Here is a 14,997-nt window from a genome sequence, read left to right on the forward strand (position 1 = left end):
CTCTGCTTTTTCTTATTGTTCAACTTCTGTTAGTTTCGCTGCTTTTTCTAGATAGGTTTGATAAGTTCCGTCATCTTTCAGTTTTTGGATAACCTTATCTACTACTGCTTTCAAGTCTGATTGATCCTTCTTGATAGCAACGGCATTGGCTTCGCCATCTTTCATCGTCAAGTTAACAGATGCAACAACAAGGTCTGAGTTTTTGCCTGCGTAGCTAAGAGCCACTGGTTCATCCATATGAACAGCATCCACTTTTCCAGCCTGCAATTCATTGACTGCTTCACCCATATTGGTCAAGGATGTCAATTGGGCATTTGGTAATTGTTCCTTGACCATGGTTTCTGGAACAGTTCCCTTTTGAGCTGCGATATTGGCACTTGCGAGACTTGAAAGATCCTTGTACTTGTCTAAATCGGTTTTTCTAACCAAGAAACTCATCTTATTTTCATAGTAAGGAATTGAAAAGTCAAAGACTTCCTTTCTCTCATCAGTGGCACTAATTCCTGCAATGGCCAAGTCAGCCTTTCCAGTTTGAAGACTGGTCAAGACATTGTCAAAACTCATGCTAGAGATTTCAAGCTTAACTCCAAGTTCATCCGCAATCGCTTGAGCCATATCAATATCTGCCCCAACCACTTGGTTTTTACCATCTACCAAGGCTTGGAATTCAAACGGTGCATAGTCTGGACTGGTCGCAACGACTAGCTTTCCTTTTTGTTTAATAGCGTCCACAGCAGACTGGGAACTATCCGTTCCTGACTGGCAAGCTACTAAAACCATGCTGGCAAGCATGCTACACACAACTATTATCCATTTCTTAAATTTCATAAATAAACGACCTTTCTGTTAATTCTGAATAATTATAACTCTTTTAAAAATAGTTGTCAACCCTTTTAGAGATTTTGATTGCAAAACAATTCTTTTCATAAAAAAGAAGACTGATTTATTTTAATCAGCCTTTTCTTCTGTATATTTAAACCGTTTCTTATAGTTCGACAATCTTACCTGTTTCAAAGTAAACAACCCATTCACAGATATTTTTTGCGTAGTCTCCGATACGTTCCAAGAAAGAAATGACCTGGAAGTAATCACGGCCTGTAACGATAGCTTCAGGATTTTTCCTAATTTCTTCTGTAGCCAAATCACGGATGCTATCAAAGTAATGGTTGATTTTTTCATCCATAGCCGCTACTTCGTAGGCTTGATCCACAGAACCGTTGAGATAAAGATCTAGAGCTGCTTCGACGAAGTTTTTCACGTCGCGTCCCATCTTTTTGATTTCTTCTTCAACAGAAGGGATACGTTGCTCCCCCTTCATACGAATAGTCGCCTCAGCGATAGACACTGCATGATCTCCCATGCGTTCCACGTCTGACACTGCCTTGAGAACGGTCAAGACGGTACGAAGGTCTTGCGAAACAGGTTGTTGAAGGGCGATCATTTCAAATGATTTCTTTTCCAACTTCACTTCATATTCATTTACTTCTGCATCGTCTTCGATGACTTCTTTTGCCAAATCACGGTCATGCGTGACAAAGGCACGCACTGTACGATTGATCTGCGAGAGCACTTCTTGTCCCATAGCATAGAACTGGTTGTGCAATTTCTCCAAATCTTCTTCAAATTGAGATCGTAACATCATTCAACTCCTTATCCAAATTTTCCTGTAATATAATCTTCTGTTTCCTTGTTTTGTGGGTCTAGGAACATCTTCTTCGTATCGTTAAACTCGATTAAATCCCCATCTAGGAAAAATCCTGTTTTATCAGAGATACGTGAGGCTTGTTGCATCGAACGCGTCACCAAGAGCATGGTGTATTTATCTTTCAGACCATACAAGGTTTCCTCAATCTTACCTGCAGAAATAGGATCCAAAGCTGAAGTTGGTTCATCTAAGAGGATAATTTTCGGACTGGTTGCTAAGACACGAGCAACACAAACACGTTGTTGTTGTCCACCAGAGAGACCAATGGCCGAATCATGCAAACGATCCTTTACTTCATCCCAGATAGAAGCACGTTGCAAGGCCTTTTCTACTGCTTCATCCAAAACATGTTTATCCTTAACCCCATTGATACGCAGCCCATAGACAACATTTTCGTAGATAGACATAGGGAAGGGATTGGGCTGTTGAAAGACCATACCAATTTCCTTACGCAATTCAACCGTATCGGTGCGGGGACTGTAGATATTGTGACCATTATAGACTACTGATCCTGTTGTTGTCACCTCAGGATTTAAATCGCCCATGCGGTTGATGGCTTTGAGAAGAGTGGACTTTCCTGATCCAGAAGGACCAATCAAGGCCGTTATTTCCTTAGGTTGGAAAGAAAGGGAAACACTGTTCAAGGCCTTCTTTTTATTGTAATAAACGGACAGGTCTGACACCTGTAAAATCGCTTCTGACATACCGTTTCCTTTCTAACCAAAGTGTCCCGTTACATAGTCATTGGTTGACTGTAACTTAGCATTTTGGAAAATATTGGATGTCTTATCATACTCAATCAAATCACCCAGGTAGAAAAATCCTGTGTAGTCACTTGCACGCGCAGCCTGCTGCATACTGTGGGTAACGATGATGATGGTAAAGTCCTTCTTCAATTCCAACATGGTTTCTTCTAGTTGGGCTGTCGCAATCGGATCCAAGGCTGAAGCCGGTTCATCCATCAAGAGGATATCTGGCTTAACAGAGATGGCGCGAGCGATACAGAGACGTTGTTGCTGACCTCCAGAAAGCATCAAGGCTGATTTGTGGAGGTCGTCTTTGACCTGATCCCAAAGGGCAGCCTGTCTCAGAGAGGTTTCTACAATTTCATTAAGGACTTTCTTGTCCTTAACACCTGCACGTTCATGAGCAAAAGTAATGTTGCGATAAATAGACTTAGCAAATGGATTTGGACGTTGAAAGACCATTCCGATATGCTTGCGCATCTCATAGACATTGATTTCTGGGCGGTTGACGTCAATCCCTCGGTAGCGGATTTGACCTGTGACCTTGGCAATATCAATGGTATCATTCATCCGATTGAGACTGCGAAGATAAGTAGATTTCCCTGATCCAGAAGGACCAATCAATGCTGTAATTTTATTTTTTTCAAATTGCATATCGATGCCCTTGATGGATTCATTTTTACCATAGTAAACATGTAAATCCTTGGTAGAGAGGGCCACTTTTTCTTCAGGGAAGGTAATGATATGCTTTTCATCCCAGTTATATTTTGACATGGCTTCTCCTTTAGGCAGCGGTTAATTTCTTGTGTAAATAGCTTCCGAGTTTGCGAGCTCCAAAGTTAAAAATCAAGATAAAGATGAGGAGCACTGCGGCAGAACCAGCAGATACAATGGTAGCATCAGGAATGGTTCCTTCACTGTTGACCTTCCAGATGTGGACAGCCAAGGTTTCTGCTTGACGGAAGATTGAAATAGGACTGGTAACACTGAGGATATTCCAGTTAGACCAGTCAAGGGCTGGAGCGGATTGTCCTGCCGTATAGATAAGAGCAGCGGCCTCACCAAAGATACGACCAGATGCCAAGACAACACCCGTTACGATACCTGGAAGGGCTTCTGGAATGACGACATGGACTACAGTCTCCCAACGAGAAATTCCAAGAGCTAAGCCAGCCTCACGTTGTGTATGGTGAACGTGTTTTAAACTGTCCTCAACATTTCGAGTCATCTGAGGGAGATTAAAGACCGTCAAGGCCAAGGCACCTGAAATGATTGAAAATCCATACTCAAACTGGACTACAAAGATCAAGTAACCAAAGAGACCCACAACGACTGATGGTAGAGAAGACAAAATCTCAATACAGGTACGAATAAAATTGGTCACAGGTCCTTTTTTGGCATACTCAGCGAGGAAAACACCAGCTCCCATAGATAGCGGAACAGAAATGATCAAGGTAATGACCAAAAGGAAGAAGGAATTGTAGAGCTGAATCCCGATACCCCCACCTGCTTGGTAAGAGGAGGATTTCCCTGTCAAGAAGGACCAAGAGATGTGGGGCAAACCTCTCACCAAGATATAGAGAATCAAGGATGCCAAGATGGCAACGATGATACCCGCGATGGTATAGAGGACAGCTGTTGCAAGTTTATCTAATTTCTTAGCGTGCATAGTTTTTCTTTCCTCTTTCTTTCGTAATCAATTTAATCACACTGTTAAAGGCCAAACTCATCAAGAGCAAGACTAAGGCCAGTGACCAGAGAACGTTATTATCAACCGTTCCCATGACGGTATTTCCGATACCCATAGTCAGTACAGATGTCAAGGTCGCAGCTGGTGTTGTTAACGAGGTTGGGATAACTGCTGAGTTTCCGACCACCATCTGAATAGCAAGGGCTTCACCGAAGGCACGCGCCATCCCAAAGACCACTGCAGTAAAAATACCTGAACGTGCTGCTTTCAAGGTCACACGCCAGATGGTTTGCCAACGAGTGGCTCCCATAGCCAAACTGGCTTCACGGTAATGACGAGGAACAGCACGCAAGCTGTCTGTTGTCATAAAGGTTACAGTTGGTAGGATCATGACAAAGAGAACGAAAATCCCTGACAAGATCCCAAAACCAGTTCCACCAAAGATGCTACGAACAAAAGGCACCACAACTTGCAAACCGATAAATCCATAGACGACTGAAGGAATACCGACGAGAAGTTCAATGGCTGGTTGCAAAATCTTTGCACCCTTTGGTGATACTTCTGTCATAAAGACTGCAGCTCCGATAGCAAAGGGTGTTGCGATGAGGGCTGATAAAATCGTCACAATAAAGGAGCCCAAAATCATTGGAAGAGCACCAAATTGTTTTCCAGAAGGATTCCAAGTTTGTCCAAAGAGGAAATCAAAGATGTTGACCCCATTAACAAAGAAGGTCGATAAGCCTTTTTGGGCTACAAAAATCAAAATCATGGCCACAATGATGACAATCAAAGAAAGGCAGGTGAAGGTCAAACCTTTACCAAACTTCTCAAGGCGAGAGTTCTTTGAAGGAGAGAGTAATTTTTTAGATAATTCTTCTTGATTCATTATTGACCTCCTTCTACTACTGTAACTGTACCTGAAGCATCCTTTTGGACTTTCATTTCATTGATAGAGATATAGCCCATGCCCTTAACAATTCCATTTTGGGCTTCATCTGAGAGGACGAAATTCAGGAATTCAGCAGCTAACTCATTTGGCTGACCAAGTGTGTACATATGTTCATAAGACCACAAAGGCCAGTTGTTGGTCGTTACATTTTCAGACGTAGGTTCATACCCATTCAGTTTCATGCTTTTCACAGAATCATCTACATAGGCAAAGGCTAGATAAGAAATGGCTCCAGGCGTTTGGGATACAATCGACTTGACCATCCCGTTAGAATCCTGTTCTTGGCTCTGTATTGCTGCTTGGCCATTCATAACCACCGTATCAAACGTCGCTCGTGAACCAGAACTTGCTGCTCGGTTGATGATCGAAATTGCCAGGTCTTTACCCCCAACTTCTTTCCAGTTGGTCACTTCACCTGTAAAGATTTGGCGAAGTTGCTCGGTTGTGAGATTTTCAACATCCACTTCCTTGTTTACAATCACTGCAAGACCAGCCACTGCAACCTTGTGGTCTACTAGAGCTGAAGCATCGATTCCTTCTTTTTCCTCTGCAAAGACGTCAGAGTTCCCGATGTCAACTGCTCCAGACTGGACTTGGGAAAGTCCTGTACCCGATCCTCCACCTTGAACATTGACTGTTTTTCCGATGTTTCTAGAACCAAATTCATCTGCTGCCGCTTCGACAAGAGGCTGAAGAGCAGTTGAACCAACGGCTGTCATGGATTCTCCACGATCAATCCAGCTAGCACATCCTGCTAGAGAACCTGCCATCAAAAGAGCTACAAGAGACATGACGAGCTTTTTTCTTTTTTTCACTGTTATTCTCCTTGAACATAATGATAAATGTTCTGATTTCTTCCGTTTGTCCTGATCATCCAATTATCATCAATGGTTGTCCCGCTTTATTTTATATAGACATTCTTAGGAGTGGGAAATTCCATCGTATAATATAAGTAATAATGAAAGACTATCAGAAAAAACTCATACTTCCACTATAACATAGAATAGGCTCTTTGACTAGCTTTTTCACCTGAATCTGAGTCCTTTTGGATAATAATTTTTCAAAACATTTCCCGTTACCTTGGCAAAGCCTAATCCGTTTCCTTGAACCACAACTTGGTACCAGCCATTTGGTCGATCTTCAGACAATTGAACAGTCTCACCAGCCACATATTTTACAAAATCCTCATCATTGATTTCGACACTGTGTTTTACTTGACTTGGTTTCAAGGCTAATCCCAGAGCAAAGCTTGGTTCGAAGCGTTTCTTCTTAAACGTCCCCAGATGGAGCCCATTTCGGGCAATTTTGAGCTTCCCTAGATCAGGTAGCATCTCTGGCAAGAGATAGAGCTGATCTCCAAAAGTCTGCAAGATACCAGTTAGATTGACTTGTAAGTGTTTTTGGGCAAATTCTTGCCACAAAGCCAGTTGCTCACGACTGAGATTGCTCTTGCTAGCCTTGAATTTAGGTGTGGGATTTTGTCCCTTAAACTGCAGGTGGGCAACAAACTGACCTTCTCCCTTGAAATGATGAGGATACATCCGTGCCGTTTCAGGAAGGCCAATTCCTTCTACCATACCATTCAAATGCTCAACTGGAAGCAGTTCAAAATCATAAGTATCCAGCAACCAGTGGACGATCTCTTCGTTTTCCTCTGGCGACCAGGTACAGGTCGAATAAACCAGACGGCCACCTTCTGCCAACATGGTCACTGCATCTTCTAAAATCTCTCTTTGGAGACTGGCACATTGATTCGGATAGTCGATGTTCCAATAATCCATGGCATCTGGTTGTTTACGGAACATCCCTTCACCCGAGCAAGGTGCATCAAGGACAATCACATCAAAGTAACCTTTAAAAACCTTGGCCAAGCGGTCAGCAGATTCATTAGTCACAACAACATTTGTCGCTCCAAATCGCTCCATATTTTCCACTAAAATTTTAGCACGCTTGCTTGAAATTTCGTTGGAGACAAGGACTCCTTGATTAGCTAGATAAGCTGCTAGTTGAGTGGATTTTCCCCCTGGTGCTGCAGCCAAGTCCAAGACCTTCATGCCAGGTCTTGGTTGAGCTACCTGAGCCACCATTTGGGCTGCAGGCTCTTGCGAATAAACGAGACCGGTCACATGCTCTGGTGACTTCCCTGAGACCTTGCCATAATGTCCCCAAGGTGTATTTGGAATAGCATCCGCAAACGACAATTGACTTTCTTTTAAGGGATTAACCCGAAAAGCCGAAACCGCTCCCTGCTTAAAAGAGGCAAGAAAATCTCTTGCCTCATCTTCTAGTATCGCTTCATATTTTTCAACAAATCCTTCTGGAAATTGCATTTAGTTTTCTTTCCTTTCGTAGATATAAGACTGAATCTCTTCTTGCATCTCGATTGGCACCATCATGACCGGCTGGCGTGTTTGAAAATCAACAGGCTCACCTGATACCGTAAGAAGATGATAACCCAGACTTTTCCCTAAGATACTAGCCGCAGCATAATCCCATGGCTGCAGGTAGGTAATATAAGTCAGCAGACGACCTGATAAAACCTTGGCAAAACTAATGGCCGCACTGCCGTAGACACGGACTCCCAACGCTGCTCGACCCAAATCACCCAAGCCCCACTCATTGGTTTCAAACATACCTGAGTTACCGGCAACTAAAAATTCTTGAAGAGGTTTCTTTTTAAAAGTTGGTAAGGTCTCATTATTACGACATGGAGGAAAGGCACCACCACCATGGTAACAATCCCCTTTCATGACATCATAAATGATACCAAATTTCCCAACCCCATTCTCAAAGTAGGCCAACATCACGGCAAAATCTTCCTGCTGAGCGACAAAGTTATTGGTACCGTCAATGGGATCAATCACCCAAACAGAACCTTGACCGACTGCAGCACGTAAACAACCCTCTTCCGCGCAAATCAAATCCTCAGGATAGGTGGACTTGATCCGATCAACCAAGAGTTCCTGGACCTCCTTGTCCAAACGCGTCACCAAGTCGGTAGGTGAAGACTTGCGCTCAACCTGCAAATCTTCTTTCATGTGAGCCAAAATATAGTCAGCAGCTTCCTGCACAATCTGTTTGGCAAATTCAAATTTAGTTTCCAAGAGAAATCTTCCCTTCTCTTTTTTCTTTTGCTAATTGAACTGCATGATAGAAGGAATAACCGCTAGCCGTTTCAAATTCGCGACCTAGGCGCTTTTCTTCACTTTTGCTCGGAACGACAGACTTAAATTCCTTGTAAGACTCTAGAAGTTTTTTTGCTTCTACCTTATCTTCATAAGCAGCTTCGACATCATTAAAAAAAGAAAGCACTGAAGCAAGTTCTTCAGTGCTCCACGACAAATCTAGTGGGTAACTATACTGTTTGTTCATCTATCTAATACCAGCTCTCAATGTTGCTTCTTTCAATTCTTGTTTACGGTAACTACGAGGGAGAAAAGCACGAATCTCATCTTCATTAAAACCAATCTGCATGCGTTTGGTATCTGTAATAATTGGGCGACGCAAAAGACTAGGATATTGCTCAATCAACTGAAGCAACTCCAATACCGAGATACTCTCTACATCAATATCTAATTTTTGGAAGATTTTTGAACGAGTTGAAATGATGTCATCAGTACCATTTTCGGTCAAGGAAAGAATATGTTGTAATTCTTTTCTTGTTAAAGGACTAGTCATAATATTATGCTCTTGAAAGGGCACTTTATGCGTCTCTAACCAAGCCTTTGCCTTACGACATGATGTACAACTCGGTGATAAAAATAGTGTAATCATGCTTTTCTCTTCTTTTATCTATACTTGCTATTTCTATTATACAAAAAAATAAAGCGCTTGACTAGGTGTTTTTAGAAAAAAAGCCTATTTTTTCATAGAAAATAAACTGTTTTCTGTAAAAATTACCTATTTTACAAGTTTATCTTTAGGATAACCTAACAATATATAGGGAGCAGAGCAACTTCTCTCGTTTTTTATTAAAAATACAGAATTTTATCTACTTTTTCCTTGAAGCCTCGACAAGAAGGAAACTGAATATTCCTTCATACAAAACAAAGAAAAGTACAAAGGCATGGAGGAAGAAAATCTCTGGTAAAATCAGAATAACTCGATCCTTTGCTGGATCAAAAAGCCAAGTATCATCTCCCCAAAAGAGAATCTGATGGAAAAGCGTAAAAAATTGCTCGAACCCAATCAACACTCCTACAAGCCCAATGGCGAGAGGCAATAGCACTAGGGTCAGGATACTTTTACGATATAGTGTTAAAAAGCCTTTTTTGACAATCTTTTTAACAAAGAAATAGAAACTTGGAAGTGTCACCAAAGTAACCAGCTGAACCAAGTGGAAGAGATTCTTCACCACCGCAAAGTGGTGTAAACCAGCCGCTGACGAACGGAAATCTGGCATCTCTAAGACCTGACTAAAGGGATTGGTCAGGTAATTCATCAAGATATGAAAATTGTACTGAATGGTTTCGGGCTTTAGATAGACTCGATCCGCTAAGTTCAGCCACTGAATCTCCATGGGATAGAAAATCCATGCCAGATAAATGGTTAAGAGAATAGAAATGGAAAGGAGAAAGAGCATACTTCCCCAAAAAGTCAGTTTAGTTCTCATCAAAATTCCACTCCGCAAGGCTAGACACCACATGAGTCGGTGCGATTGGCAGGTCAGCCACTTCTTCTGCCTTGGTGAAACCTGTCGTCACCAAGAGCGTTGGAATGCCATTATCAATCCCTGCTCGAATATCAGTCAGATAGTTGTCACCAACCATGAGCAAGTCTTCTCGATCCAAACCCAAGTGCTCAACTGCCTTAGCCATGATGATGGCATTCGGTTTTCCGATATAAACCGGTTTTACCCGTGTTGCTGCTTCAAGAAGTGTAATTAGTGAACCAGCACCAGGCAAGAGACCACGTTCCGTCGGAATATTGAGGTCTGGATTGGTTCCAATAAAGTGAGCTCCCTTTTGAATGGCTAGAGTCGCCGTCGCAAATTTTTCATAGTCGACTTGCCAGTCCAGTCCAACTACCACATAGGCAGGATTTTGCTTATCTTCGACATAACCAGCCGCCTGAATTGCATCCTTGAGTCCTGCTTCTCCGATGACATAGACTGTCTTTTCTAGTCCTAAGTCATTCATATAGTCGATGGTTGCCAAAGTCGCTGTGTAAACCGTTGATAGAGGCGTGTTGATATTAAAATTCTGAACCAACATCTCTTGAACGCTCTCTGGGGTTCGGGTTGTATTGTTGGTCACAAAGAGATAGGGGATCTCTCGCTTTTGCAACTCATGGACAAAGTCCTCTCCTGTCGGAATTCGGTCTTTCCCCTTATAAATGGTTCCGTCTAAATCAATTAAATAACCTTTATAAGCCATATCACCCTTTCTAATTGCCTTCAATTTCTTGCCAAGTAATCATAGCTTGGGCATTGATTTCGCCATCACTGATAATCTGATGCTTGCTTTCTAGTCCCTTGAGTTCATAAGCTGAGGCAATCATGCCACCTGGCCGCACTTCTTTGACATATTTGAGATTGATTTTTTTGGGAATATACTTGGTCAAAAAGTCTGCTCCCATGACCTCAAAAATCCAATCCAGATATTTGCTATTATTGACATGACCATTCATATCCAAGTCGTAAAAACGAACATGGTAGTCTTTACTGATCTGATCTTCTAGATTTGCATACTTTGGCCCACGGATGAGTTTTTTATCAAACTCAGACTGGTAAGGCGCAACAATTTTCGGTTCGACAGCATGAACCTTACGACTATCTCTGTCCATGAGAACAAAGGTTGCTACCATGCGAATGATTTCTTGACCTGCTTCATCGTAGAGAGTGAAGCGACGATAACAAAAGAGACGATTATAGCTCAAAGCTTCCGTTTCAATCGTAATCTCCTCAGCAAAGCGAGGCAAACGTACCACGTCAATCTCATAATCTGTGATAATCCAGACCAGATTGTAGCGTTCCAAGACGTCCTTGTCGCTAACTCCCAGCTCAATCGATTGCATACCTGATACTTGCAGGGACAGCAAAATCACATCTGGCAGCTTGATATGACCGTTCATGTCCGCCATATCAAAAGGAATTTTCATTTTCATTTGATAAGTTAAGCCCATTGTTCTACTCCAAAATAAATCGTTCTGCTACAGTGTCTCCTAAAAAGAGACCCCTCTTTGTCATTCGGACACGATCACCATCGATCTGCATGAGTCCTTGTTGAACCAAGTCTCTGATGATTTCGCCATAAAGCCCATCAAAGGATCGTCCAAATTTTTCCTCAAATCGCGCCATGGAAACCCCGGATTTTTTCCGGAGGCCTAGGAACATTTCTTCTTCCATCTGCTCCCTTTGACTCAGGTGTTCTTCTGTAATCCGAGCATTTTCTGCCTCTACCGCATTGAGATAGTGGCGGATAGGACCGTGGTTTTTATAGCGCACCCCGTTCACATAACCCGAAGCACCCGCACCGATACCATAATACTCGGCATTATCCCAGTACATGAGATTGTGGCGACTTTCAAATCCGGGTTTAGAGAAATTCGAAATCTCATAATGCTCAAAGCCAGCTCGCTCAAGCTCTGCGATGATATACTCAAACATCTCTGCTTCTAACTCTTCCTTGGGCAGGGGCAATTTCCCACGTCTCATGCGGTTCATAAAGACCGTATGATTCTCCAAAATCAAGCTATAAAGACTCATATGAGGAATATCAAGCGAGATAGCCTTAGCTACATTGTCCTTGACCTGATCCATTGTTTGACCGGGTAGAGCATAAATCAAGTCGATGGAGATATTGTCAAAACCAGCCAGTTTGAGGCGGTCGATATTTTCATAAATATCCTTCTCCAAATGACTTCTCCCAATCTTTTTCAGCATTTTGTTATCAAAGGTTTGTACGCCTAGTGAAACACGATTGACTGGCGACTGTTTCAAAACCGCAATCTTCTCCGCGTCCAGATCTCCTGGGTTGGCCTCAATGGTCAACTCTTCTAAGACTGACAAATCCAAGTTTTTAGTCAAGCCATTCAAGAGCACTTCTAGTTGCGGAGCGGACAAAGCCGTTGGTGTCCCACCTCCAATGTAGAGGGTTCGCAATTTGGGGATATCATAAGAACGAAACTCTTCTAGCAGATGCTCCAGGTAACTATCTACTGGTTGATTCTTAATAAATACTTTTGAAAAGTCACAATAATAACAAATCTGTGTGCAAAAGGGAATATGCACATAGGCGGACATTGGTTTTTTCTGCATAGTATTTATTATACCACAAAGACAGGCTTGCAGATAAAAATCACCATCTCCAAAAATCAGAGATGGTAATATCTTATACTTCAGTAATATCGATGATGATTTCTTCTTGGTCTTCAGCAACGTCTGGAGTTGTTGACTGTTCTTGCCACTGCTCCTTGAGATTGTTAAAGGTTTCTTTCGATGCTTCCGTCGCTTGTCGAGCACGGTTTTTAGCATGGCCAAGGACACTATCAAAAGTGATTTCACCAGATTCTACTTGTTCCTTTGTTTTCAGCACAAAGTCAGTTGCCTGCTCCTTCACTTCAGTTAGTTTCTCACAAACTTGCTCTTTGGCATATTCTGGATCTTCTCTCAAATCATCTAGAAAATCCTGAGCTTGACTACAAACTTGCTTGCCCTTGTCACTCGTCAAAAACAAAGCAAGAGCTGCACCTGAAACTGTTCCTAAAAGGATAGAGGATAGTTTTCCCATAAGATTTCTCCTTTTTTATCTTTTGAAAAATTTACTTGCGACACGGAGTGCAGATAATCCAGCACCCGTCTTAAGTGTTTTAGATCCAGCTGATGAAGCTTTCTTGCTCAAGACACGTGCTTGACTATTGATATCAGATACTGACTCAGACAAGTCCGCCACCGCTGTAAAAAGTGGATCAATCGTCGCAACTTTGATATTGATATCGTCTGCTAACACATTGACCTTAGCCAACAATTCATTAGTCTGATGCAAGGTAACGTTCACATCTGAACTCAACGATTTGATGGTTTTCTCTGTCTCATCAATCATACGACCTGCTTTTTGAATCGTAATTGTCAAATAGACTAAACAGACAATCAAAGCAATCGCAACAAGTATATATGCAACTTCTAACATTTATTTTTCCTCCTCTGTATAATAGAAAGGGGCTTTCTTTCTATTTTGATAAAGTATGATAAAAATACCGAGTCCGATAAGGACAACTGATAACCATTGGGAAACTCGAAGGCCAAGGAACATGAGGCTGTCTGTCCGCATGCCTTCGATGATCATACGTCCAAAGCCATACCAAATCAAGTAGAAAGCAGTGATATGACCACGTCTGATTCCCTTTAATTTTCGTCTAAAAATCAAAATCAAAGCAAAACCGATCAGATTCCAAACCGACTCATATAAGAAGGTTGGTTGACGATAGCTCCCCTCAATGTACATCTGGTCACGGATAAAGCCTGGCAAATAATCCAGATTATCTACCGCTGCACCATAGGCTTCTTGGTTAAAGAAGTTCCCCCAACGCCCTAAACTCTGGGCAACCAAGACGCTTGGTGCTGCAATATCTAAGAAATCCCAAGTATTAATCAACTTTCTATCTGCAAAGATATAAAGAACAATAGCGCCCGCTATCAAACCTCCGTAAATGGCCAAACCACCATTCCAGATGGCAATGATTTCACCTGGATTTTGAAGATAATAATCTAAGCGAAAGAGTACGTAGTATAGTCTAGCACCTAAAATAGCTATCGGAAAAGCAATCAGGATAAAATCCAAAATATCATCTGATAGAATTTTCTTTTTAGGAGCTTCTTTCATGGCAAGGTAGACTGCCAGAACCAAACCAGCTACAATACACAAAGCATACCAACGAATAGCAAAGGGGCCAATTTCAAATGCGACTGGATTAATCATGTTTCACCTCATTTTGAGCGATTAGATTTGTCAAGCGTTCTTCAAATAAACGCGTCGCATCAAAGCCCATTTCTTTAGCACGGTAGTTCATGGCAGCTGCCTCAATAACAACGGAGATATTGCGTCCTGTTTTTACTGGGATGCGGATACGCGGAATCGTTACACCAGAAACTTCGAGTTCTTCGGCATTATTTCCTAAACGGTCAAAGGTCTTGTGCGTATCATAATTTTCCAAATAAACTACTAGCTGAACTTGTGAAGAATCTTTTACAGCACTCGCGCCATAGAGACTCATGATATTGATAATCCCAACTCCACGAATCTCAAGTAAATGCTTCAAGATTTCAGCAGGTTCCCCCCAAAGAGTCATCTCATCCTTAGAATAAATATCTACACGATCGTCTGCTACTAGACGGTGTCCACGCTTCACAAGCTCAAGACCTGTCTCGCTCTTACCGATACCACTATCCCCTTGGATCAAAACGCCCATGCCATAGATATCCATCAAGACACCATGCACACTGGTACGTTTAGCCAAACGGGAATCAAGATAGCTAGAAAGTTCTCCAGATAAACGACTGGTTGCTGTTCGACTGGTTAAAATCGCAATCTTGCATTCTCTAGCAGCCCTCAACATTTCCTCTGGCACTACCAGACCACGAGCCACGATAACTGCAGGTGTTTCAGGTAGAAACATTTTCTTCAAAACTTGATAACGGTTCTGTGCAGGCATGGCAACTAAATAGGACCACTCCTTCATCCCTAACAGCTGAATCCGTTCTGGTGTATAGTAATCAAAATAACCCGTCATTTCAAGACCAGGTCTCATAATGTCCGCAGTATTGATTTCTTTTTCAAGTAATTCGCCTTCACCATATACAATATCTAGTCTGAGTTTTTCAATGACATCTCTTACTAAAACCGACATAATTTCCTCCTTCAATAGAGTTCTTTCTACTATTATATCAGATTGTAGGTGGAAGTTTCCT

General features: G+C 42.0%; 19 protein-coding genes. All 19 read right to left on the reverse strand.

Annotated elements, in window-relative coordinates:
- Positions 1-12: 12 nt before the first annotated feature.
- Positions 13-828 (reverse strand): ABC transporter substrate-binding protein, encoded by an 816-nt coding sequence (locus tag ACLV7H_RS06780; protein ID WP_045590895.1) that lies wholly within the window; start codon positions 826-828, stop codon positions 13-15.
- A gap of 157 nt (positions 829-985) precedes the next feature.
- On the reverse strand, positions 986-1,639 hold the full coding sequence (gene phoU / locus ACLV7H_RS06785) for a phosphate signaling complex protein PhoU (protein ID WP_000946469.1): 654 nt from the start codon (positions 1,637-1,639) through the stop codon (positions 986-988).
- An 11-nt stretch (positions 1,640-1,650) separates the two neighbouring features.
- On the reverse strand, positions 1,651-2,409 hold the full coding sequence (gene pstB / locus ACLV7H_RS06790; RefSeq protein WP_001287327.1) for a phosphate ABC transporter ATP-binding protein PstB: 759 nt from the start codon (positions 2,407-2,409) through the stop codon (positions 1,651-1,653).
- A 12-nt stretch (positions 2,410-2,421) separates the two neighbouring features.
- Positions 2,422-3,225, reverse strand: a complete 804-nt coding sequence (gene pstB / locus ACLV7H_RS06795; protein WP_411866722.1) for a phosphate ABC transporter ATP-binding protein PstB — start codon at positions 3,223-3,225, stop codon at positions 2,422-2,424.
- A gap of 10 nt (positions 3,226-3,235) precedes the next feature.
- On the reverse strand, positions 3,236-4,120 hold the full coding sequence (gene pstA / locus ACLV7H_RS06800; protein ID WP_000543050.1) for a phosphate ABC transporter permease PstA: 885 nt from the start codon (positions 4,118-4,120) through the stop codon (positions 3,236-3,238).
- Positions 4,110-5,027 (reverse strand): phosphate ABC transporter permease subunit PstC, encoded by a 918-nt coding sequence (gene pstC, locus ACLV7H_RS06805; protein WP_001070950.1) that lies wholly within the window; start codon positions 5,025-5,027, stop codon positions 4,110-4,112. Before pstC ends, pstA begins: the two co-directional genes overlap by 11 nt.
- Positions 5,027-5,905 (reverse strand): phosphate ABC transporter substrate-binding protein PstS, encoded by an 879-nt coding sequence (locus ACLV7H_RS06810; RefSeq protein WP_045590886.1) that lies wholly within the window; start codon positions 5,903-5,905, stop codon positions 5,027-5,029. The genes pstC and ACLV7H_RS06810 overlap by 1 nt, the downstream gene beginning before the upstream one ends.
- Before the next feature lie 210 nt (positions 5,906-6,115).
- Positions 6,116-7,420: an RsmF rRNA methyltransferase first C-terminal domain-containing protein gene (locus ACLV7H_RS06815; RefSeq protein WP_411866723.1), complete on the reverse strand. Its 1,305-nt coding sequence runs from the start codon at positions 7,418-7,420 to the stop codon at positions 6,116-6,118.
- Positions 7,421-8,194, reverse strand: coding sequence for an inositol monophosphatase family protein (locus tag ACLV7H_RS06820; RefSeq protein ID WP_045590882.1), 774 nt, complete (start codon positions 8,192-8,194; stop codon positions 7,421-7,423). It abuts the gene before it with no gap.
- The gene (locus ACLV7H_RS06825) at positions 8,184-8,462 is read right to left on the reverse strand and encodes a UPF0223 family protein (RefSeq protein ID WP_001041968.1); all 279 of its coding nucleotides are present in this window, start codon (positions 8,460-8,462) and stop codon (positions 8,184-8,186) included. Before ACLV7H_RS06825 ends, ACLV7H_RS06820 begins: the two co-directional genes overlap by 11 nt.
- Entirely contained in the window at positions 8,463-8,864 is a 402-nt protein-coding gene (locus ACLV7H_RS06830; protein WP_045590877.1) for a Spx/MgsR family RNA polymerase-binding regulatory protein, read from the reverse strand.
- Between the two features lie 217 nt (positions 8,865-9,081).
- Positions 9,082-9,702: a TIGR01906 family membrane protein gene (locus tag ACLV7H_RS06835; protein WP_411866724.1), complete on the reverse strand. Its 621-nt coding sequence runs from the start codon at positions 9,700-9,702 to the stop codon at positions 9,082-9,084.
- Positions 9,692-10,465 (reverse strand): TIGR01457 family HAD-type hydrolase, encoded by a 774-nt coding sequence (locus ACLV7H_RS06840; RefSeq protein WP_411866725.1) that lies wholly within the window; start codon positions 10,463-10,465, stop codon positions 9,692-9,694. Before ACLV7H_RS06840 ends, ACLV7H_RS06835 begins: the two co-directional genes overlap by 11 nt.
- Before the next feature lie 10 nt (positions 10,466-10,475).
- On the reverse strand, positions 10,476-11,213 hold the full coding sequence (locus ACLV7H_RS06845) for an acyl-ACP thioesterase domain-containing protein (RefSeq protein ID WP_411866726.1): 738 nt from the start codon (positions 11,211-11,213) through the stop codon (positions 10,476-10,478).
- A 4-nt stretch (positions 11,214-11,217) separates the two neighbouring features.
- Entirely contained in the window at positions 11,218-12,348 is a 1,131-nt protein-coding gene (hemW, locus tag ACLV7H_RS06850; RefSeq protein WP_411866727.1) for a radical SAM family heme chaperone HemW, read from the reverse strand.
- Positions 12,349-12,421: 73 nt separating this feature from the next.
- Complete coding sequence (locus tag ACLV7H_RS06855; protein WP_411866728.1) at positions 12,422-12,820, reverse strand: YtxH domain-containing protein; 399 nt, start codon at positions 12,818-12,820, stop codon at positions 12,422-12,424.
- A gap of 15 nt (positions 12,821-12,835) precedes the next feature.
- Positions 12,836-13,219 (reverse strand): DUF948 domain-containing protein, encoded by a 384-nt coding sequence (locus ACLV7H_RS06860; RefSeq protein WP_045590868.1) that lies wholly within the window; start codon positions 13,217-13,219, stop codon positions 12,836-12,838.
- Positions 13,220-14,008 carry a prolipoprotein diacylglyceryl transferase gene (gene lgt, locus ACLV7H_RS06865; protein WP_411866729.1) on the reverse strand — a complete coding sequence of 263 codons (789 nt, stop codon included), beginning with the start codon at positions 14,006-14,008 and terminating at the stop codon, positions 13,220-13,222.
- Positions 14,001-14,936 carry an HPr(Ser) kinase/phosphatase gene (hprK, locus tag ACLV7H_RS06870; protein WP_411866730.1) on the reverse strand — a complete coding sequence of 312 codons (936 nt, stop codon included), beginning with the start codon at positions 14,934-14,936 and terminating at the stop codon, positions 14,001-14,003. Before hprK ends, lgt begins: the two co-directional genes overlap by 8 nt.
- Positions 14,937-14,997: the final 61 nt, after the last annotated feature.

Origin of the sequence: Streptococcus oralis, assembly GCF_965111685.1 — a bacterium.
GTDB lineage: Bacteria > Bacillota > Bacilli > Lactobacillales > Streptococcaceae > Streptococcus > Streptococcus oralis_B.